The sequence below is a fragment of the Bordetella flabilis genome, assembly GCF_001676725.1.
In the GTDB taxonomy this organism is placed as follows: Bacteria; Pseudomonadota; Gammaproteobacteria; order Burkholderiales; family Burkholderiaceae_B; genus Bordetella_C; species Bordetella_C flabilis.
On record NZ_CP016172.1, the window covers coordinates 1,772,269 to 1,792,027 of the forward strand.

At 66.6% G+C, this 19,759-nt stretch carries 15 protein-coding genes; 11 read left to right on the plus strand and 4 right to left on the minus strand.

Translation table 11 applies throughout. The features are described 5' to 3' along the window. Nucleotides 1-166: 166 nt before the first annotated feature. The 8 genes from ltnD (at nt 167) to BAU07_RS07810 (ending at nt 7,868) form a co-directional block, all read left to right on the plus strand. Nucleotides 167-1,063 carry an L-threonate dehydrogenase gene (gene ltnD, locus BAU07_RS07775; protein ID WP_084025487.1) on the plus strand — a complete coding sequence of 299 codons (897 nt, stop codon included), beginning with the start codon at nt 167-169 and terminating at the stop codon, nt 1,061-1,063. Next, the gene (gene otnK / locus BAU07_RS07780) at nt 1,060-2,328 is read left to right on the plus strand and encodes a 3-oxo-tetronate kinase (protein ID WP_066655646.1); all 1,269 of its coding nucleotides are present in this window, start codon (nt 1,060-1,062) and stop codon (nt 2,326-2,328) included. The genes ltnD and otnK overlap by 4 nt, the downstream gene beginning before the upstream one ends. A 33-nt stretch (nt 2,329-2,361) precedes the next feature. After that, a complete protein-coding gene (locus BAU07_RS07785) occupies nt 2,362-3,036 on the plus strand; it encodes a class II aldolase/adducin family protein (protein ID WP_066655649.1) in 675 nt (224 codons plus the stop codon). An 84-nt stretch (nt 3,037-3,120) separates the two neighbouring features. Further along, entirely contained in the window at nt 3,121-3,921 is an 801-nt protein-coding gene (gene otnI, locus BAU07_RS07790) for a 2-oxo-tetronate isomerase (protein ID WP_066655650.1), read from the plus strand. 4 nt (nt 3,922-3,925) lie between these two features. Next, nucleotides 3,926-4,927, plus strand: coding sequence for a D-erythronate dehydrogenase (denD, locus tag BAU07_RS07795; protein WP_066665030.1), 1,002 nt, complete (start codon nt 3,926-3,928; stop codon nt 4,925-4,927). A 234-nt stretch (nt 4,928-5,161) separates the two neighbouring features. Further along, entirely contained in the window at nt 5,162-5,950 is a 789-nt protein-coding gene (locus BAU07_RS07800; RefSeq protein ID WP_066655651.1) for a class II aldolase/adducin family protein, read from the plus strand. A 28-nt stretch (nt 5,951-5,978) separates the two neighbouring features. After that, complete coding sequence (locus BAU07_RS07805) at nt 5,979-6,968, plus strand: Bug family tripartite tricarboxylate transporter substrate binding protein (RefSeq protein WP_066655655.1); 990 nt, start codon at nt 5,979-5,981, stop codon at nt 6,966-6,968. 12 nt (nt 6,969-6,980) lie between these two features. Continuing rightward, on the plus strand, nt 6,981-7,868 hold the full coding sequence (locus BAU07_RS07810) for an amidohydrolase family protein (protein ID WP_084025489.1): 888 nt from the start codon (nt 6,981-6,983) through the stop codon (nt 7,866-7,868). Between the two features lie 90 nt (nt 7,869-7,958). Here BAU07_RS07810 and BAU07_RS07815 read toward each other — a convergent pair whose 3' ends face one another. The 3 genes from BAU07_RS07815 to acnB form a co-directional block, all read right to left on the minus strand. Continuing rightward, nucleotides 7,959-8,849: a LysR family transcriptional regulator gene (locus BAU07_RS07815; protein ID WP_066655658.1), complete on the minus strand. Its 891-nt coding sequence runs from the start codon at nt 8,847-8,849 to the stop codon at nt 7,959-7,961. An 87-nt stretch (nt 8,850-8,936) separates the two neighbouring features. After that, nucleotides 8,937-11,273: a TonB-dependent receptor gene (locus BAU07_RS07820; protein ID WP_232338264.1), complete on the minus strand. Its 2,337-nt coding sequence runs from the start codon at nt 11,271-11,273 to the stop codon at nt 8,937-8,939. A gap of 497 nt (nt 11,274-11,770) precedes the next feature. Beyond that, entirely contained in the window at nt 11,771-14,356 is a 2,586-nt protein-coding gene (gene acnB, locus BAU07_RS07825; protein WP_066655661.1) for a bifunctional aconitate hydratase 2/2-methylisocitrate dehydratase, read from the minus strand. A gap of 259 nt (nt 14,357-14,615) precedes the next feature. Here acnB and BAU07_RS07830 point away from each other — a divergent pair, with 259 nt between their 5' ends. Both BAU07_RS07830 and BAU07_RS07835 read left to right on the plus strand, forming a co-directional pair. Beyond that, nucleotides 14,616-15,638 (plus strand): NADP-dependent oxidoreductase, encoded by a 1,023-nt coding sequence (locus tag BAU07_RS07830; protein ID WP_066655666.1) that lies wholly within the window; start codon nt 14,616-14,618, stop codon nt 15,636-15,638. A gap of 49 nt (nt 15,639-15,687) precedes the next feature. Next, the gene (locus tag BAU07_RS07835; RefSeq protein ID WP_066665037.1) at nt 15,688-16,278 is read left to right on the plus strand and encodes a transglycosylase SLT domain-containing protein; all 591 of its coding nucleotides are present in this window, start codon (nt 15,688-15,690) and stop codon (nt 16,276-16,278) included. A gap of 4 nt (nt 16,279-16,282) precedes the next feature. Here BAU07_RS07835 and BAU07_RS07840 read toward each other — a convergent pair whose 3' ends face one another. Then, complete coding sequence (locus tag BAU07_RS07840; protein WP_066655669.1) at nt 16,283-18,766, minus strand: DUF3772 domain-containing protein; 2,484 nt, start codon at nt 18,764-18,766, stop codon at nt 16,283-16,285. A gap of 278 nt (nt 18,767-19,044) precedes the next feature. On the opposite strand from BAU07_RS07840, the gene BAU07_RS07845 reads away from it, so the two are divergent. Continuing rightward, complete coding sequence (locus BAU07_RS07845) at nt 19,045-19,752, plus strand: glutathione S-transferase (RefSeq protein ID WP_066665039.1); 708 nt, start codon at nt 19,045-19,047, stop codon at nt 19,750-19,752. Nucleotides 19,753-19,759: the final 7 nt, after the last annotated feature.

Below are 19,759 nucleotides of genomic sequence, written 5' to 3' on the forward strand. Positions count from 1 at the left end.
GGCGTCCGCGCGGCTGGCCCGCCATGGCGGCTCGCGTCGCAACCGCTGATCCAGGCGCCGTGGTACGTTTGACATCCATCCGGTCCGCGCCCGCCGCGGGCCGCGTCCCGGATCGCGCAGCACCGCCGTGTCCGGGCGGCGGATGCAGAAGAACGAGGAGGTGGCAATGAGCAAACAGCCCGTAGGCGTGATCGGCCTGGGCGCGATGGGCGGAGGCATGGCGCGTTCCTTGCGCCGCGCTGGCCACGACGTGCATGTGCACGATGCCAGGCTGGACGTCGCCGCGGCGTTCGCCCGCGAGGGCGGCCATGCCCATGAAAGCGCCGCGGACCTGGCGCGCCATTGCGAAGTGATCATATCGGTGGTGGTCAACGCCGCACAGACCGAGGAGGTTCTTTTCGGCGAGCTCGGGTGCGGGACGGCCATGGCGCCGGGCGCCGTGTTCGTCATGTGCTCCACGGTGGACCCGGACTGGTCGGCCGCCCTGGAGACGCGTCTGGCCGATAGGGGACTGCTGTATGTGGATGCGCCCATTTCCGGCGGCGCCGCGCGCGCGGCCAGCGGCGAAATCACCATGATGACGGCCGCCCGGCCCCAGGCCTACGCCAAATGCGAGCACCTCTTCGATGCCATGGCGGCGCGCGTGTACAAGCTGGGCGACCGCGCCGGCGCGGGCAGCAAGGTCAAGATCATCAATCAATTGCTGGCGGGCGTGCACATCGCGGCGGCCGCCGAAGCCATGGCGCTGGGCCTGCGCGCAGGGGTCGATGCGCAGGCGCTGTACGAGGTCATCACGCACAGCGCGGGCAACAGCTGGATGTTCGAGAACCGCATGGCCCACGTGCTGGCCGCCGACTATACGCCGCTGTCCTCGGTGGACATCTTCGTCAAGGACCTCGGGCTCGTGCTGGACATGGCGCGCGCCAGCAAATTCCCCTTGCCGCTGTCGGCGACGGCGCACCAGATGTTCATGCAGGCCTCGACCAGCGGCCATGCCGCCGAAGACGACAGCGCGGTGATCAAGATATTTCCCGGCATCACCTTGCCTGGAGATGCGCCATGATGCGCCTGGGTTGCATCGCCGATGATTTCACCGGCGCCACCGACCTGGCCAACAATCTCGTACGCGCCGGCATGCGGACGGTGCAGACCATCGGTGTGCCGGATGACGCGTCGGCCGCCCAGGATGCCGACGCGGTGGTGGTGGCGCTGAAGTCGCGCACGACGCCGCCGGAGCAGGCCGTTGCCCTTTCGCTGCGCGCGCTGGAGTGGCTGCGCGCGCACGGGGCCACCCAGATCTACTTCAAGTACTGCTCCACGTTCGACAGCACGCCGCGCGGCAACATCGGCCCCGTGGCCGAGGCGCTGATGCAGGCGCTGGGCGCCGATTTCGCGATCGCCACGCCGGCCTTCCCGGACAACCAGCGCACGGTGTTCAAGGGATACCTGTTCGTCGGCGATGTCCTGTTGAGCGAAAGCGGCATGCGTGACCACCCCTTGACACCGATGACCGACGCCAATCTGGTGCGTGTGCTGCAGGCGCAGTGCCGCGGCCAGGTCGGCCTCATCGACCATCGGGCGGTGGCGGCGGGCGGCCCGGCATTGCGCGCGAGTATCGACGCGTTGCGCGGCGCCGGCGTTCGCATTGCCATCGCGGACGCCGTGTCCAATGAGGACCTGTTGCGCCTGGGCGCCGCCGTCCGTGACCTGCCGCTGGTGACCGGTGGATCGGGCCTGGCCTTGGGCCTGCCCGGAAACTTCGGGCTGCAACCGTCGCCCGCGGCGGAGCGCCTGCCCGCGCCGCAGGGCCAGCGCGCCATCGTATCGGGCAGTTGCTCGCAGGCTACGTTGCGGCAGGTCCGGCACTACATCCAAGCAGGCGGCGCCGCGCTGGCCATCGATCCCTTGCAACTGGCGCGGCACCAGGACGAGGTGGCCCGCGCGCTGGACTGGGCGCGCCCCCGGCTGCAGGAAGGTCCGGTGCTCGTCTATTCGACGGCGACGCCCGACGCCGTGCGGCGTGCGCAGCAAGCCGTGGGTGTGCAGCGCGCGGGCGAACTTGTGGAAGAGGCGTTGGCGGCCGTCGCGCAAGGCTTGGTGGCGTCGGGCGTACGGCAACTCGTGGTGGCGGGCGGCGAGACCTCCGGTGCCTGCGTCCAGGCCCTGGAGCTGGCGCGCCTGCGCATCGGCCCGCAGATCGATCCCGGTGTGCCCTGGTGCCACGCCGCGGGCGCCGACGCGGCGGTCCCGTCGCTCCATGTGGCGTTGAAGTCCGGCAATTTCGGCGCGGACGATTTCTTCGCGCGCGCCTTTTCCCTACTGTGCTGAAGGCCGCCCCAGGAACCGGAGCACGAGAACGCGATGGAGACCGATCTGCAGACCCTGCGTGAAGCGCTATGCCATACCGGGCGCAGCCTGTACGCGCGCGGCTATGTGCATGGCACGACGGGCAATATCAGTGCCCGGGTGCCCGCCGACGCGGGCGGCGGCTTCCTGATTACGCCGACCGATGCGTGCCTGGGCTCGCTCGATCCGGCGCGGCTCGCCTGGGTGGACGATGACGGCAGGCAGCGTTCGGGCGACCGGGCCAGCAAGACGCTGGCGCTGCACCGCCGGATATACCAGGCGGCTCCAGCGGCGGGCTGCGTGCTGCACACGCATTCCCGCCACCTGGTCGCCCTGACCTTGCGCGGCGTGTGGCGCGACACCGATATCCTGCCCCCGCTGACGCCGTACCAGGTGATGAAGGTGGGGCATGTGCCCTTGATTCCGTATCGCCGGCCGGGCGATCCCGATGTCGCCGAGCACGTGGCGAGCCTCATCGCCCGTCACGCGGAAGCGGGCCGGGTGCTGCGCGCGGTCATGTGCGAGCGCCTCGGCCCGCAGGTATGGCACGAAACGCCTGTCGGGGCGATGGCCGTGCTCGAAGAACTCGAGGAAACCGCCGCCCTCTGGTTGATGAGCGATTGCCGTGCGGCGCCGCTGGACGAGGCGCGCATCGAGGAACTGCGCCGTCACCTGGGCGCGCAGTGGTAGGCCGTGCGGGCCCGGGCCGGGTATGCAACCAGACAGGACCTGTCGCCCGCCATGGGCGAAGGGGTGGCAACAGAAGGAGGGACGATGGACAAGTTCGCAGCGAACCTGAGCATGCTGTACACCGAATACGACTTCCTGGCGCGTTTCCAGGCGGCCGCGGAAGACGGCTTCAAGGGGGTGGAGTACCTGTTTCCGTACGCCTGGCCGGCATCCGAACTGGCCGCCCGCCTGCGCGACGCGGGCCTGTCCCAGGTGCTGTTCAACGCGCCTCCGGGCCGGGAGGACGCCGGCGAACGCGGAATCGCCTGCCTGCCCGGCCGTGATGCCGAGTTCCGCGACGCGATCGGGCGTGCGCTGGAGTATGCCGAGGCGTTGGCATGCCCGCGGGTACACGTCATGGCCGGCATCGCGCCGCGCGAAGCGGACCCGCGCCAACTGCGCGACACCTATGTACGCAACCTCGCGTGGGCGGCCGAGGCGGCGGCGTCGGCCGGCCGGGACGTGCTGATCGAACCCATCAACACGCGCGATATCCCGGGCTACTACCTGAATCGGCAGGCCGACGCGCATGCGATCGCCGGCGAGATCGGCGCGCCCAACCTGAAGGTGCAGATGGATCTCTACCACTGCCAGATCGTGGAGGGCGACCTGGAAATGCGCATCCGCCAGTACATTCCCACCGGTCGTGTCGGGCATATCCAGATCGCCGGCGTGCCGGACCGCCACGAGCCCGACGCTGGCGAAGTCAACTACCCCCATCTCTTCCGGGTGCTGGACGCGCTGCAGTACGAGGGCTGGATCGGCTGCGAGTACCGTCCCGCCGGAGCGACGCGTGCCGGCCTGGGCTGGCTGCGCGCCGCCCGGTCCGACCGCCAGGGAGCATGAAGCCATGAAGATACTGATCACTGGAGGCGCCGGATTCCTGGGAACGCAACTGGCGCGCGCGCTGTTGCACCTGGGCCGTTTCCGCGGCGAGCCGATCGAACGCCTGATCCTGGCCGACCGGGTGGCGCCCACGCATCCCGACGTCATTGCCGACACCCGGGTCGCCGTGGACGTCGGCGACCTGCTTGCAAATGCGCCCCGCTTGCTGGCGGATGCGCCCGATGCGGTATTCCATCTCGCCTCGGCGGTATCGGCCGAATGCGAGGCCGACTTCGACCTCGGGCTGCGTTCCAACCTGGATGCGACGCGCGTCCTGCTGGATGGCCTGCGCGCGCAGGCGGCGCGGACCGGCACGGCGCCCATCCTGTTTTTCTCCAGCTCGGTGGCGGTGTTCGGTTCGGATCCCGGCATCCCCTTGCCTCCGGTCATACGCGACGACACCTTGCCCACGCCACAGTCCAGCTATGGCGCACAGAAATTCATCTGTGAACAGATGGTGGCCGAATACACCCGCAAGGGCCATATCGACGGCCGCGTGGCGCGCCTGATGACCGTGTCGGTGCGGCCGGGACGCCCCAACGGCGCCGCCTCCAGTTTCCTGTCGGGCATCATCCGCGAGCCGCTGGCCGGCGTGCCGGCCGTCTGCCCCGTCGATCCTTCCACGCCGGTCGCGCTGGCATCGCCTGCCAATACGGTCGCCGGCATTCTCGCCGTCGCGCAGGCCGCGCGGGATGCCCTCGGCGGTCGCACGGCGATCAACCTGCCGGCGCTGACCGTGACAGTGCAGGATATGCTGGATGCGCTGGAAGCGGTGGCCGGCAGCGCCACGGCCGCGCTGGTCAGCGTGGCGCCCGATCCGGCCATCGCGCGCATCGTGGGCGGCTGGCCGGCGCGCTTCGACAGTCCGCGCGCGGCGCGGCTGGGCCTGGCCCCGGATGCCTCGTATCGCGACATCATCGAGCAGTATCTGCGGGACGCGGCGGGCCCGCCCGCTCGCGTTCGATAACCACCATGTGCAGTGGACTGCCCGGCATCCGGGGGTGTCCTTGCGCCGCCCGGTGCCTGCTGACGCAATGCTGTCGCTGCGATGCACCATCCAAGCGCTGGAAACGCCGCATTCTCAAAAAGGCAAGCCGGCTTCGTGCCCAGCCCGTAACATTCTCTTTTTACAGCCCGGCGCCGTGAAGTGCCGGGTCGACATCCCGGTCCACCGTATCGACGGCTTGCGCAGGAGACGAGCATGATGAAGCACGAACTCAAGATATCGTCCATGAAAGAGCAGTGCTCGGAAGCCGAGTGGGAGGCGCGCGTCGATCTGGCCGCCTGTTACCGCCTGGTGGCGCACTACGGCATGTCCGACATGATCGCCAATCACATCTCGTTGCGCGTGCCGGGCGAGGAAGGCAGCTTCCTGATCAATGCCTATGGCCTGCTGTACGAGGAGATCACGGCGTCCAGCCTGCTGAAGATCGATCATCAGGGCAACATCCTCAGCAAGCCTGATTTCGGCCCGCATCTTTCCTACGGCGTGAACAAGGCCGGCTTCGTGATCCACAGCGCCATCCATGAAGCGCGTCCGGAGGTCGACTGCGTGATCCACACGCATACCTGGGCAGGCATGGCGGTGTCGTCGCTGGCCTGCGGCCTGCTGCCGCTGAACCAGACCTCCATGCGCTTCCTGAAGATCGGCTATCACGACTACGAAGGCGTGGTGCTGGACCTGAGCGAGCAGGAGTCGCTGTGCCGCGACCTGGGCCAGAACGAAGCCCTGATCCTGCGCAACCACGGCCTGCTTACCGTCGGACGCAGCATCGGCGAAGCGTTCAACTGGATGCACCGCCTGGAAGTGTCCTGTCGCGCCCAGTTGGCCGCCATGGCCTGCAACGCGCCGCTCAACCCGGTTTCCAAGGAAGTGCAGGAATCGACGTGGCGGCAATACCAGCCGGGCACGCGCCGTCCTTACGGCCAGATGGAATGGCCCGCCTTGTTGCGCCTGGCGGATCGCCTGGATCCGTCGTACCGCACATAAACATTCAAGACCACGCACGGAGACGTAAATGAAGCAGTTCAAAGGCGCTATCAAAGCGCTGGGGATCGTTGTCGCCCTCAACTTGGGCATGCATGCAGCCGTGGCCCGCGCAGAGGGTTATCCGGACAAGCCGATCCGGCTGGTGGTGCCTTATCCGCCCGGCGGCAATCTCGACATTACGACGCGCGCCATCGTCGCCGCCATGGGGCGCCACCTGAAACAGTCGATCGTGGTGGAGAACCTCGGCGGCGCCGGTGGGTCGATCGGCGCCGGCAATGTGGCCCGGTCCGCGCCGGACGGCTACACGGTGTTGTCCACGACCATCGTGCCGCTGGTCGTCAACCCGACCCTGGTCCCCGGGACCAAGGTCAAGCTGGGCGACTTCGATGCGGTCGGCATGCTGGCGGTGGTTCCTTCGGTGCTCGAGGTCAACACCAAGAGCAAGCAGGGGATCAAGGACTTCAAGGGCTTCATCGAGTACGCCAAGGCCCATCCCGGCGACATCGCGGTCAGCCACGCCGGCAACGGCACGACCAACCACATCGCCGCGCTGTTGCTGGAGCGGGACTTCGGCATCCAGATCAACGCGATACCCTACAAGGGGTCGGCCCCCGCGCTGTCCGACCTGCTCGGCAATCAGGTGGACGCCATGGTCGACCAGTTGACCAGTTCGCAGCCGCAGATCACCAGCGGCAACCTGATCGCCCTGGCGGTCACGTCCGCCAAGCGTGTGCCGCAGCTTCCGAACGTTCCGACCGTGGCCGAAATGGGCAAGCCCGATTTCGAGATGGTGACCTACTCGGCGCTGATGACGCCCAAGGGCACGCCGCTGGCGGTGCGCCAGGTGCTGAACGACGCGCTGGCCAAGGCCGTGGCCGATCCCGATGTGCAGCGCCAGTTGACGGCAGTCGGGGCAGAAGTCGTGCCTTCGACCATCGACCAGGCGACGCAACTCTTTGCCCGTGAGGAAGCCAAGCTGCAACCGCTGCTGACTTCCGGTGTGTTGAAACCTCAATAAGCGGATCGCGCCATGACCAAGCCCTGTTTGCCGCCCGTGTCCGAAACTGCCTCCGTGCGCTACGCCGTGCCCGCGGGCGCCTGTGATGCACATGCCCATGTATTCGGTCCTTACGCCCAGTTTCCGCTGAGCGATGACCGCAGCTACACGCCGCCGGAGAATGGCGCGGATGCCTTCATCGCGCACCTGGACCGGCTGGGACTGACGCGCGGCGTGCTGGTCACGGCCAGCGCGCAGGGCGACGATAACCGCAACGTCCTGCAGGCGCTGCGCGCCTATCCGGAACGCCTGCGCGCCGTTGCGGTCGTGCGGGGCGACATCGGCGATGCCGAACTGGACGCGCTGTCCGAGCAGGGCGTGCGGGGCGCGCGCTTCAACCTGTACAAGCACGATGGCCGCGCGGTCTATCGCAATGGCGTCGGCATCGAGGATTTCATCTCGTTGGCGCCGCGCCTGAAGGCGCGCGGCTGGCATGCACAGATCTGGATCCACGCCCCGGATCTTCCCGAGCTCGCCCCCACCTTGCTGGCGCCGGGGCTGGACCTGGTGGTCGACCACATGGGCCGCATGAATGCCGCGCGCGGCGTGGACGACGCGGGATTCCAGTTCCTGTGCCGCCTGCTGGCCGAAGGCAAGGCCTGGACGAAAATCTCGGGCGCCGATCGCAATACGGCAGTGGGGTCGCCGTTCCCCGATATCGCGCCCTTCGCCCAGGCGCTGTTGAAGGCGAACGCCGAGCGTCTGGTGTGGGGCACCGACTGGCCGCACATCAATTACTTCAAGGAAGGCCAGGTGCCGGATGACGGCGTCCTGTTGAATCTGCTGGCGGACTGGATGCCGGAAGAGGGCGTGCGCAAGCAGGTGCTGGTGGATAACCCGGCCCGGCTCTACGGTTTCTGATCGCGTCGCCAGCATCGGGCCGGCCGTATCGCGGGCCCGCACCGTCCTTCCTCCGCGGCAGGGGCCCGGCGAAGGCGGATTGTCGCGGGACTATACGCCCACTTTGACGAGAAAATCGAAAAGATCGCCGGCGGCCATGCGCATCTGCGCGCGGTCACCCGCGCACACATAGAACTGGCGCTGCGCCCAGGCATCGCGCAACGGTATCTTCACCAGGCCCAGCAGTCCCAGATACGTATCCGCGATCAGTTCGGGCATCACCGCGATGCCCAGGCCTTCGCGCACCATGCGGCAGCGCGCTTCGTAGTTGGCAACCTGGATCTTCACATTCATCGGGCCGCTCAGCGACGCACCGGCCAGCTCCAGGAACGCCTCGAAGGAATGGCGCGGAAAGTAGCCCAGGAAGTCGTAGGCGCGCGCCTGGTCCAGATGCAGCGCCGTGGACTCGGCCAGTGGGTGGCCGCGCGGCACCACGAGGACGACGCGATCGACCCGGTATGGGTAGGACACCACGCCGGGCGCCGGCCCCGCCGCGTGGTAGATGCCGATGTCCACTTCCTGGTCCGAGACCATGCGTGGGATATCGCCGCTATAGGCTTCGACCAGGTCCAGGCGCGAGCGCGGGCTGCCGGCCTGGAATCCGCGGATGTCGGTCGGCAGGAACTGTACGATGGCGGAACGATTCGCGGCCAGCCTTATCTTCGGAATCCCGTCGGGCGAGAACTCCTCGCACATGTCCTCCAGCGTGCGCACGCTTTTCAGGATGGCTTTGGCCTTGTGGTACAGCGCCGCACCCGCCGGGGTGGGCTCCACGCCGCGGTTGTGCCGCACGAGCAGCGTCGTGCCGACCTGGCGCTCCAGTTCCGCGATGCGTTTGCTGGCCGCCGACGTGACGAGATGCTGGCGTTCTCCCGCCTTTGCGAGGCTGCGTTCCTCGACGGCGGCGACCAGCATCTGCAGGGCGGATAGGTCTATCTTCATTGCCATGGCGGCCCGGCACGATACTCCCGGGCCCGTTTATCCCAGGGCCTGAGTGTACATGCGAGCCGTATGGCGCCGCAGCCCGGGCTAGAAATCCATGGCGACCGACAGCTTGACCGTGCGCGGATCGCCCTGGATCAGATATCCACCGTATGCCGAGGTCCAGTAGCGCTTGTTGGTGACGTTGTCCACGCCCAGCCGCCACACCACGTCGTGCTTTTCGACCTTCATGGCGTAGCGCACGCCCAGGTCGAGCGTGGTCCACGGTTTGACCTTCTGGGTGTTCTGGGCATCCAGGTATTGCGACCCGGCGCGGGTGACGCGGCCCTGCAGGGTCAGTCCCTGGACCCACGGCAGATCCCATTCGGTGTTGAGGACAGCGGTGTAGTCGGGTACGCCGAAAGCCTTATTGCCTTCGGTCTCGGGGTCCTGCGTGTCGCGCAGTTTGGCGTCGATCACGGATATCCCCCCGATGACGCGCACGCCGCGCACCGGCTCGCCATAGATATTCAGCTCGACGCCGCGATTGCGCTGCTCGCCGGCGACCGAAAAAATCCGCGTGGCGGGATCCGTCACGCCGGTGGGCTGCTTGATCTCGAACAAGGCCAGGCTGGCGCCATAGTCGCCCATGTCCAGCTTCACGCCTACTTCGTTCTGCTTGGACTTGGAGGGCGCGAAGCTGGTGTTCGCGTTCAGCGCGGTCGACGGCGCCGTGGGCCCGGGCTGCAGGCCTTCGATGTGGTTGGCGTAGAGCGAGACGTGCTGCCAGGGTTTCACCACCAGTCCGTAGATCGGCGACGTGGCCGTATCATCGTATTGGCTGTCCACCTCGCCGGTATAGGCGTAGTTGGTCACCCGCAGTTTCTGGTGCCGCACGCCCGCGGTCAGGAAGACGCGGTCGTCCAGGAAGGACACCGTGTCGGACAGCGACACGCCTGTCATGCGGTTGCGGCCGGTGACGCCTGGATCATCCATGTCGCCCGCGCTCAATATCGTCGGCGGCGAGGGCACGTGCGGCGTGTCCTCCAGGCGGGTCGCAAAAGAGGAGCCGAAGGTGAACGCCGAGCGTTTCTTCAGGTAAACGCTGGAGAATGCCGCGTTCACCGAATGTGTAAGAGGCCCGGTGTCGAATTTGCCGCGCACGCCGGCCATCATGCCGTAGGTGTCGGATTCGTAAGGCACGTCCAGGCGACTGGCGGTGCCTGTGCCGTCGCCGTTCACGGTCAGCGAAGAGTATGAGCCGTCTTCACGCGCATGATTGCCGCCGATGGCCGCGTAGGCCGTCCAGCGATCCGTCAGGTCGTATTCGGCGCGGACCATGCCGAAGGTGTTTTCCGTCATCGAATAGGTCCACGGCTGCGCGTAGTTGCGGCGCGCCGAGGGTGGACTCGGGACATCGTCGCCCAGGACCTGCACCATGGGCCGGCTGTCACCGTTGCGCTGCTTCTGATACCCCACATCGAGCGAGGCGCGAAAGCGGTCGCCGCGGTAGTCCAGGCCCAGCGAACCGAATGTCATGCGGCTGCTCTCCCCGTCGATTCCGGTGTCGCCCTCGCGCTGCAACGCGTTCACCCGTATTCCGAACTGATTGCTGGCACCCCAGCGACGCCCGATATCGGCGGTCGCGCCGCGTTGGGACGAAGTGCCATAGTCCACGGACAGGCGGGTCAGGGGATCGTCGCCCGCGCGCTTGGGCTCGATATTGACCATTCCGCCCACGCCGGACCCCGTGGCCGGCACGCCGTTCAGGAAGGCGCTGGGACCCTTGAAGATTTCGATGCGCTCGGCGCCCTGGGGCGAGATGATCTGCCGGGGCATGACGCCGAACAAGCCGCCATACGAGATGTCGTCGCCGACCAGCTGGAAGCCGCGAATCACGAACAACTGGGAGTCGTTGCCAAAGCCGCGTGTCACTTGCACGGACGGATCATTGCGCAGCACATCCCCGAGCGTGCGGGCCTGCTGGTCTTCCACAAATTGCGAGGTAAAGCTCGTCACGCTGAAGGGCACATCGGCGGCATCCTGCTCGCCGAGTACGCCCAGGCGTGCGCCCTTGGCGACCTGGCCACCCGCATAGGTGGGCGGCAGCACGTCGCCGCCGGTCTGGACCGAGCCCGTTACCGAGACCGTATCCATGGTGGTGACGCCGGGCTGGGCCCCGGACTGGCCGGTCGGCGCAGCCGCGGCCTGCGTGGCGGACGACGGAGCGACCGATGCAGGCGGCACCGATGATGGGCTGGCCGATGAGGGCGGCGCGATCGACTGCGCCCATCCGGCGATAGGGAGTGCCGCGCCCCCGGCCAGCCCGGCCATGGCCAGGCGTAGGGCGAGCGAGCCGGCCTTCGGTATTGCGGGCACCGGGCAGTGGCGGGACGCAAAGGGGTTCCTGAGTGAGCCGGGCCGAAGGCTGGGCGTGCGAGGCATGTCTTGGTTCCTTGGGGAGGCTGGGACGCGGTAAGCGATGTTCGGGCTACTGCGAGCGCAAAACGTGATGGCGAAGCAGATGTTGAAGCGAATGGGTATTTTGTTATAACTAATGAAAACCATTCGCATTATCATTGCATATTTGGTCTCGTGCAACCGGCATGGCCCGGCCATGCCTGGCAGGCTACGGACGTACCGGGATCAGGAACGGAAAAGGGAAGAGGAAGTCAGCGTGCGGCGGGGCGCCGCTCGACCTTCGCGACTGTGCGCAGCCTCACGAAGCCGGCGATCCATGGATCGCGGCCCGCATGCGGCGCTGGATGAGGGCCCCCGACTGCATGCGTGGGTCAGCGACGGGGAGGCGCCGGCATGTGGCGGCACTGCATGCCGGCGGGACGGCCCCGGGAAGGCAGCCCCAGAGCGGAATGGAGCGATAAAAAAACAACGGTCCGGTGCGCGCACCGGACCGTTGCATCACGTGGAACAGTCTGAATCGCTCAGACTTCCACGACGTCGGCGACGTCCTTGTAGTCTTCGATCTTGTCGAAGTTCAGGTACTGGTAGATCTTGTCGCCGTTCTGATTCACCACGCCCATATCGGCCATGTATTCGGCCTTGGTCGGGATGCGTCCCAACTTTGAGCAGATCGCCGCCAATTCGGCCGAGCCCAGATACACGTTGGTGTTCTTGCCCAGGCGATTGGGGAAATTGCGCGTGCTGGTCGACATGACGGTCGCGCCTTCGCGCACCTGCGCCTGGTTGCCCATGCACAGCGAGCAGCCCGGCATCTCGGTACGCGCGCCGGCGCTGCCGAATACGCCGTAATGGCCTTCCTCGGTCAACTGGCGGGCGTCCATCTTGGTCGGCGGCGCCACCCACAGCTTGACCGGGATATCGCGCTTGCCTTCGAGCAGCTTGGATGCCGCGCGGAAGTGGCCGATATTGGTCATGCAGCTGCCGATGAACACTTCGTCGATCTTGGCGCCGGCCACGTCGGACAGGGTCTTCACGTCGTCCGGATCGTTGGGGCAGGCCACGATGGGCTCGTTGATTTCGGCGAGGTCGATTTCGATGACGGCCGCGTATTCCGCATCGGCGTCGGGTTCCAGCAACTGCGGGTTGGCCAGCCACGCTTCCATGGCCTGGATGCGGCGACGGATCGAGCGTTCATCTTCGTAGCCATTGGCGATCAGCCACTTCAGCATGACGATGTTGCTGTTGATGTACTCGATGATCGGCTCCTTGTTCAGGCGCACCGTGCAGCCGGCGGCCGAGCGTTCGGCGGACGCGTCGGACAGCTCGAAAGCCTGTTCGCACTTCAGGTCGGGCAGGCCCTCGATTTCCAGGATGCGGCCGGAGAACACGTTTTTCTTGTTCTGCTTTTCGACCGTCAGCAAGCCCTGCTTGATCGCGTAGAGCGGGATTGCGTTGACCAGGTCGCGCAAGGTGACGCCCGGCTGCATCTGGCCCTTGAACCGCACCAGCACCGACTCCGGCATGTCCAGCGGCATGACGCCCGTGGCGGCTGCAAAGGCCACCAGGCCGGAGCCGGCGGGGAAGGAAATGCCGATGGGGAAACGCGTGTGCGAGTCGCCGCCGGTACCGACGGTGTCAGGCAGCAGCATGCGGTTCAGCCACGAGTGGATGACCCCGTCGCCCGGCTTGAGCGAAATCCCGCCGCGCGTGCTCATGAATTGCGGCAAGGTATGGTGGGTCTTGACGTCCACGGGCTTGGGATACGCAGCCGTGTGGCAGAACGACTGCATGACGAGATCCGCCGAAAAGCCCAGGCAGGCCAGGTCCTTCAGTTCGTCGCGCGTCATGGTGCCGGTCGTATCCTGGCTGCCCACGGAAGTCATGCGCGGTTCGCAATACGTGCCGGCGCGCACGCCCTTGCCTTCCGGCAGGCCGCAGGCGCGGCCGACCATCTTCTGCGCCAGCGTGTAGCCCTTGCCGGTGTCGGCCGGGCTTACCGGCAGGCGGAACAGGGTGGAGGGCGGCAGACCCAGCGCTTCGCGCGCCTTCGCCGTCAGGCCCCGACCGATGATCAGCGGGATGCGGCCGCCCGCACGGACCTCGTCGAACAGTACTTCCGACTTGACCTGGAATTCGGCGATTACCTTGCCGTCCTTCAGCGCCTTGCCTTCATACGGACGCAGCTCGATCACGTCGCCCATGTTCATCTGCGAGACGTCCAGCTCGATCGGCAGGGCGCCCGCGTCTTCCATGGTGTTGTAGAAGATCGGGGCAATCTTGCCGCCCAGGCAGACACCGCCGAAGCGCTTGTTCGGGACGTAGGGAATGTCCTGGCCCGTGAACCACAGCACCGAGTTGGTCGCGGATTTGCGGGAGGAACCGGTGCCGACCACATCGCCGACGTAGGCGATGAGGTTGCCTTTTTCCTTGAGCGTGTTCAACAGCTTCAACGGTCCGAACTTGCCGGGCTCGTCCGGCTCGATGCCGGGCCGCGCGTTCTTCAGCATGGCCAGGGCGTGCAAGGGGATGTCGGGGCGGCTCCATGCGTCCGGGGCGGGCGACAGGTCGTCCGTATTGGTTTCCCCGGTGACCTTGAAGACGGTCAGCGTCAGGCTTTCCGGCACCACGGGGCGCGTGGTGAACCATTCGGCGTCGGCCCAGCTTTGCAGCACGCCTTTCGCGTTGGCGTTACCCTTGTCCGCTTTTTCCTTGACGTCGTGGAAGGCGTCGAACATCAGCAGCGTCGTCTTCAGGCCGCTTGCGGCAATGGTGCCGACCACGGGGTCGTCCAGCAGTTCGATCAGCGCGCCGATGTTGTAGCCGCCCAGCATGGTACCCAGCAGCTCCGTTGCCTTCTCGCGGCTGATCAAGGGACACGATTCCTTGCCCAGCGCCACGGCGGCCAGATAGGAGGCCTTCACCTTGGCGGCGTCGTCGACGCCGGCGGGTACGCGATGCGTGATCAGTTCCAGCAGGAAGGCTTCTTCACCGGCCGGCGGCGCCTTCAGCAATTCGATCAGCTCGGCGGTCTGCTGGGCCGACAAGGGAAGCGCAGGAATGCCCAAAGCCGCGCGCTCGGCGACGTGTTGACGATAAGTAGCTAGCATGGATTGCCCGTGTTCGTGGGGGTTTGGGGGAGACGTCGGCGGAATTGTAGTTGTGCCAGCGCCAGGCGGCAAGGGGTCTTATATCTTATATAAGAGTTACATACGCCGTGTTGCCCCGGCGCCTTCCCACCATCTCCGTTGTGCACCGCGTCAGCGGGGACCCCCGACGGTCTGGGTGTCTAATACCGGGGTTCCGACCGGTTCCGTTTCGGGCAGACCGGCCCGGCGCCGGGTCGCCCGCCTTCTGGAGGTATATGCCATGTCCGTTTCGTCCTGCACCCAGATCGTCCTAGCCGCACGCCCGAACGGCCCGGTGCGCGAAACCGACTTCCGCCTGGAATCCGCACCGGTGGCCGAGCCCGCGGAGGGCGAAGTGCAGTTGCAGGTCCGCTACCTGTCACTGGATCCGTACATGCGTGGCAGGATGGACGACCGCAAGTCGTACGCGCCGCCCGTGCCGCTGGGCCAGCCCATGGAAGGCGAGGCGGTCGCGCAAGTGACCGCCTCGCGGCATCCGGCCTATGCCGTGGGCGATATCCTGCTGGCGCGCACTGGCTGGCGGACGCACGCGACACTGCCCGCCGCCGGCCTGCGCAAGCTGGACCCGGCCCTTGCGCCTATCACTACCGGCCTGGGCGTGCTGGGGATGCCCGGCTTCACCGCGTATAGCGGCCTGCGTTTCATCGGCAAGCCCAAGGCCGGCGAGACGGTGGTCGTGGCCGCCGCCAGCGGTCCGGTCGGCTCGCTGGTCGGGCAGCTGGCCCAGATCCAGGGCGCACGGGCGGTCGGCATCGCGGGGGGCGCGGACAAGTGTGCCTACGTCAGGGATGAACTTGGCTTCGATGCCGTGGTGGACCACCGCGCGGCGGATTTCCCGGCCCGATTGGCGGCCGCCTGTCCGGATGGCGTCGATGTCTACTTCGAGAATGTGGGCGGTGCGGTGTGGCAGGCGGTGCTGCCCCTGCTGAACAAATATGCCCGCGTACCGGTGTGCGGCCTGATTGCGCAATACGACGATGGCGCGTCCGGCAAGGACGGGCCGGATCGGTTACCGGCCACCATGCGGGAGGTCCTGTCCCGCAGCCTGACCTTGCGTGGCTTCATCAATTTTGAATTCGCGCAGCACTTCCCGGATTTCCTGCAGGAAGTGGGGGCAGCCGTCGCAAGCGGCCGCATCAGCTATCGCGAAGATATCGTCGATGGCCTGGAGAACGCGCCGCGGGCGTTCATGGGTTTGCTGAAAGGCGCCAACTTCGGGAAGCTGCTTGTCCGTGTTTCCTGAAGCACCGTTCCTTGTTCCTGCCTGGGTGACGCGCCGCGCCGCCGCCGTCCTGGCCACCGCTTCGTTGTGTCTGCTGTCCCTGGTCGGCTGCGCGACGTCGCCGCCGCGCAACCCCGACGACATCTGCGCAATCTTCCGCGAGAAAGAGAGCTGGTACGAGGCTGCCTTGGATGCGCAGAAGAAATGGGGCGTCCCGGTGCAGGTTCCGATGGCCATCCTGTACCAGGAGTCCAGCTTCCGCTATGACGCCAAGCCGCCGCGCGACTACCTGCTGGGTTTCATCCCGTGGGGGCGTATCAGTTCGGCCTACGGCTATGCGCAGATCAAGGACGAAACCTGGGACGATTACCTGCGCGAGAACCACCGCTGGGTCGCCAGCCGCGACGATTTCGACGATGCGATGGACTTCATCGGCTGGTACATGGACAAGTCGCAGAAGATGAACGGCGTTTCCAAGTGGGACGCGTATGGCCAGTACCTGAACTACCACGAGGGCTGGAGCGGATACCGGGCCAAGAGCTACAACCGCAAGCCGTGGCTGACCGGCGTGGCGCGCAAGGTACAGGCACGTGCCGATCGGTTTCGCCAGCAATACGCCGGCTGCAAGGACGACCTGGACGGCGGATTCTGGCCGTTCTGAAATATCAGTCGCCGGGAGCTTCGGCGCGCGCGGGTCCGGCGGGGGCGTCCGGCCCCTCGGGATGCGCAGGTTGCGCTGCGGCGCCTGGCAGGAGTGCGGGTGCGCTCACCAGCATCGTCGGCGGCTTGCCCAGGCCGATGCCCGCCTCGGTGAGCCGCCTCAGGATCTCGAACAGCAGCGCGCTGCGCGTTCCATACGACTGGCGCGGCGAGCCCACATAACCTTGGGCGTTGAACATCAGGTTGCCGTTGTCGATGCCATCCAGGAAAACATTGGGGGCGGGAGTTTCCAGGATGTCCGCGTGCTCCGTGAAGGCCGCCAGGATGACCTCGCGGGCCTTGGCCGCGTCCGCCGCCAGGGGCAGCGGCAGCTTGATCTGCACCAGGCCCAGGGGATTGGCGTGCGTCACATTGCGCACGGTCTTGGTAATGAACTCGGAGTTCGGCACGATCACCGTGGACCGGTCGCCCATCTGGATCTCCGTGGCCCGCACGTTGATGCGCCGGATATCGCCTTCGATGCCGCCCAGCGACACCCAGTCCCCCACTTTGACGGGGCGCTCGGCCAGCAGGATCAGGCCCGACACGAAGTTCTGCACCACTGCTTGCAGCCCGAAGCCGATACCGACCGACAGGGCACTGGCGACCCAGGCTACACGCTCGAGCCCGATGCCCAGCGCCGACAGCGCCAGCGCCACCACGACCACGACGCCGATATAGCCGAACAGCGTCGTGGCCGAAGTCTGCATGCCCGGATCCAGTGTCGTGGTCGGCAGGTAGCGGTTGATCAGCCAGCGCTTCAGGATGCGGGTGCCCAGCAGGCCGGCCGCCAGCACCAGAGCCGCCTGGATCAGCGCGGCGGGCCGCAGTTGGACTTCCCCCAGGCTCAAGCCGTTGCGCAGTTGATCGGCGCGCTGCAGCAGTTCCATCGGCCCTTCCGCGAACTGGCCAAGCACCGTCACGCACGCCATCAGGACGATAAAGATGCGGGCCATGCCGGATAGCAGCACGGCGGCCTGGTCACGCAGGCGCGGTTCGTGCGCGCGTTCGTAGGTTTCGGCGTCACGCTTCGATACGCCGAGTACTGTCGTGAAGAAGTCGTCGACCAGCACGTTGAGCAGGTAGGCCGAGTTCAACACGATCAAGGCCCACACGATCTGCTTGGCGGCGAAATTGCCGAAGGCGACGTAGCCGACCAGCACGCCGAGCAGGGCGGTGGCCAGCACGATCCACACGACGCCTACGGCGATGACCAGCCATAAGGGCCGCGGCGGCGAGCGGCCGCTTTCGGGATCGCGCAAGGCCTCTCGGCGGGCGCGCTCCATGTGCACCAGGCCCGCCGCCACGAAAAAGAGCAGCAGGAATGCGACCAGGCTGTTCAGCGCGATGGTGGTATTCAGGCTGGCGTTGAGCAAGACGGGCAAGCGCTCCAGCAGCCATACCAGCACGATGAGCGGGCCCAGCGCGAGCGGGAACCAGCGCAGCTTCTGGGCGATGGCGTCCGGGATCTCGGGCAGGCGCCAGGAAGGGCGCGAGGGCGACAGCAGCGCCATGCCCAGGCCGGACACATAGCCGCCCAGGCAGACGATGCCGGCCAGGCCCGCCACCAGCGCCTGGGTGTCGTCGGGCAATTGCCCCTCCCAGTCCAGGCCGATGAAGATCAGCTGACTGATCAGACCCGGCCCCAACGTGGCGAGCAACACCAGCGTCAGGGCATGGAAGGACCGCCGCAGGCGTCCGGCCGGCACGCGCGCCGCCGTAACCCGCAGGAGGACGCGGCTGATGGCCGCCCATAGGCCCACCACGATCGCAATGCCGACCGCCAGGCTGAACCAGACCCAACCCGGGGTACCGCCGAGGGCCGCGCCCAGTTCGTCGCGCAGGCTGCCGAAGCGGTCCAGGTCGCGTGGCAGATCATTGCGGAATTCCGACCAGAAGGGTGTGCCCAGTATGGAAGGCCGGCGTTCGCCCAAGCGGGCCTGGAACTGCGCGCGTCGTATGGTGGACACCTGTTCGGCGGTCTGCCCGCCTTCCACCGACAAGAGTCGTGCCAGCTTGATCTGCGCATCCAGGTTGGTGCGGGATTTCTCCAGGTCGGCGCGTTGCGTCGCGACGTCGTGGGCTTCCTTGACGTTGGCCGTGGCCGGGCCCAGTTCGGTCAGGCGCGCCTGAACCGAAGCGAGAATGGGCGTCAGCTTGTCCGCGATGGCGTCGGCCTTGGATTGAATATCCAGCGCGGCGGCGCGCCGCCGCAGCAGCTCAGCGTCGTCGGACTGCTCGGGCAGGTTCTTGCGCAGCGCTTCCATGTCCTTGCGCGCGCTGTCCAACTGCTTTTCGACTTCTTGCTGCGGCGTCGGTGTTTGGGCATGGGACAGCGCCGCTCCGAGCACCAGGAGCACGGATAGAAGCAGACGGGTGGCGATGGAAAGGAATAGGGGCTGGAACAGCCGGCGCGCGGCGGCGGACGGGCGGGAGAGAGGCAAACGCATCGGGCCAGGGCTAGGTCGGGAAGGCCGCAGCATACCGCGCAGCTCGCCGGGCCACTGCAACAAATTATGCGGCGCGGCCGCGTCGTCCGGTGGGCGACGGGGCCGCATCGCCAACGAACGCCGGTATCGTTGCGTGGTTCATCGAAATCTTCATTTTCCGGCGGCAAGGCCGCATAGCCGTGCAGTCGATCCGCTCGCCGGTCGCGCCCCTGCCCAGGGGACAGGTACAGGGTTTGCTAGGCGTGGCCTTTCGGGTTTTGGATGTCGGAGACGCGATGATGACTTACGACCTTTGGTATTGGGACGGCATTCCCGGCCGTGGCGAATTCGTCCGGTTGGCGCTGGAAGCGGCCGCCATCCCTTATCGCGATCGTGCGCGGGAACCCGGCGGCGATGAAGCCATGGTCCGCGATATGAAGACCCGCGATCAGCATCCGCCGTTTGCGCCGCCTTATCTGGTGGGCGAGGGCGTCGCGGTCGCGCAGGTTGCCAACATCCTGCTTTTCCTCGGCGAGAAACACGGTCTGGCGCCCAAGGACCTGGCGGGACGCCTGTGGGTGCACCAGGTGCAGCTCACCATCGCGGACCTCGTGGCCGAGGCCCACGACGTGCACCATCCCATTTCCAACAGCCTGTACTACGAGGACCAGAAAAAGGAAGCGGCGCGCCGGGCCGGGCATTTCCGCGAAGAGCGTATTCCGAAGTTCATGGCGTGGTTCGAACGCGTGCTGGTGCACGAAGGTCTGTGGGTAGCAGGCGGGGAAAAGTGGACCTACGCCGACCTGTCGCTGTTCCAGTTGATCGATGGACTGCGTTACGCCTTTCCCAAGCGCATGGCCACGCTGGCTGGCCAGTATCCGAAGGTCATGCGCCTGTACGAGCGCGTGGCGGCGTTGCCGGAGCTGCAGGATTACCTGTCCAGCCCACGGCGACTGCCGTACGGCGATGGCATTTTCCGCCACTATCCGGAGCTGGATGCCGCTTAGTTGCGCA

Excerpts from the sequence above, each read along its gene's own strand:
- BAU07_RS07805 (WP_066655655.1), top strand. The coding sequence starts at position 5,979 with ATGAAGCAGTTCAAAGGCGCTATCAAAGCGCTGGGGATCGTTGTCGCC.
- BAU07_RS07830 (WP_066655666.1), top strand. The coding sequence starts at position 14,616 with ATGTCCGTTTCGTCCTGCACCCAGATCGTCCTAGCCGCACGCCCGAAC.
- ltnD (WP_084025487.1), top strand. The coding sequence starts at position 167 with ATGAGCAAACAGCCCGTAGGCGTGATCGGCCTGGGCGCGATGGGCGGA.
- otnK (WP_066655646.1), top strand. The coding sequence starts at position 1,060 with ATGATGCGCCTGGGTTGCATCGCCGATGATTTCACCGGCGCCACCGAC.
- BAU07_RS07845 (WP_066665039.1), top strand. The coding sequence starts at position 19,045 with ATGACTTACGACCTTTGGTATTGGGACGGCATTCCCGGCCGTGGCGAA.
- BAU07_RS07820 (WP_232338264.1), bottom strand. The coding sequence starts at position 11,273 with ATGCCTCGCACGCCCAGCCTTCGGCCCGGCTCACTCAGGAACCCCTTT.
- BAU07_RS07810 (WP_084025489.1), top strand. The coding sequence starts at position 6,981 with ATGACCAAGCCCTGTTTGCCGCCCGTGTCCGAAACTGCCTCCGTGCGC.
- BAU07_RS07800 (WP_066655651.1), top strand. The coding sequence starts at position 5,162 with ATGATGAAGCACGAACTCAAGATATCGTCCATGAAAGAGCAGTGCTCG.
- otnI (WP_066655650.1), top strand. The coding sequence starts at position 3,121 with ATGGACAAGTTCGCAGCGAACCTGAGCATGCTGTACACCGAATACGAC.
- BAU07_RS07785 (WP_066655649.1), top strand. The coding sequence starts at position 2,362 with ATGGAGACCGATCTGCAGACCCTGCGTGAAGCGCTATGCCATACCGGG.
- denD (WP_066665030.1), top strand. The coding sequence starts at position 3,926 with ATGAAGATACTGATCACTGGAGGCGCCGGATTCCTGGGAACGCAACTG.
- acnB (WP_066655661.1), bottom strand. The coding sequence starts at position 14,356 with ATGCTAGCTACTTATCGTCAACACGTCGCCGAGCGCGCGGCTTTGGGC.
- BAU07_RS07840 (WP_066655669.1), bottom strand. The coding sequence starts at position 18,766 with ATGCGTTTGCCTCTCTCCCGCCCGTCCGCCGCCGCGCGCCGGCTGTTC.
- BAU07_RS07815 (WP_066655658.1), bottom strand. The coding sequence starts at position 8,849 with ATGAAGATAGACCTATCCGCCCTGCAGATGCTGGTCGCCGCCGTCGAG.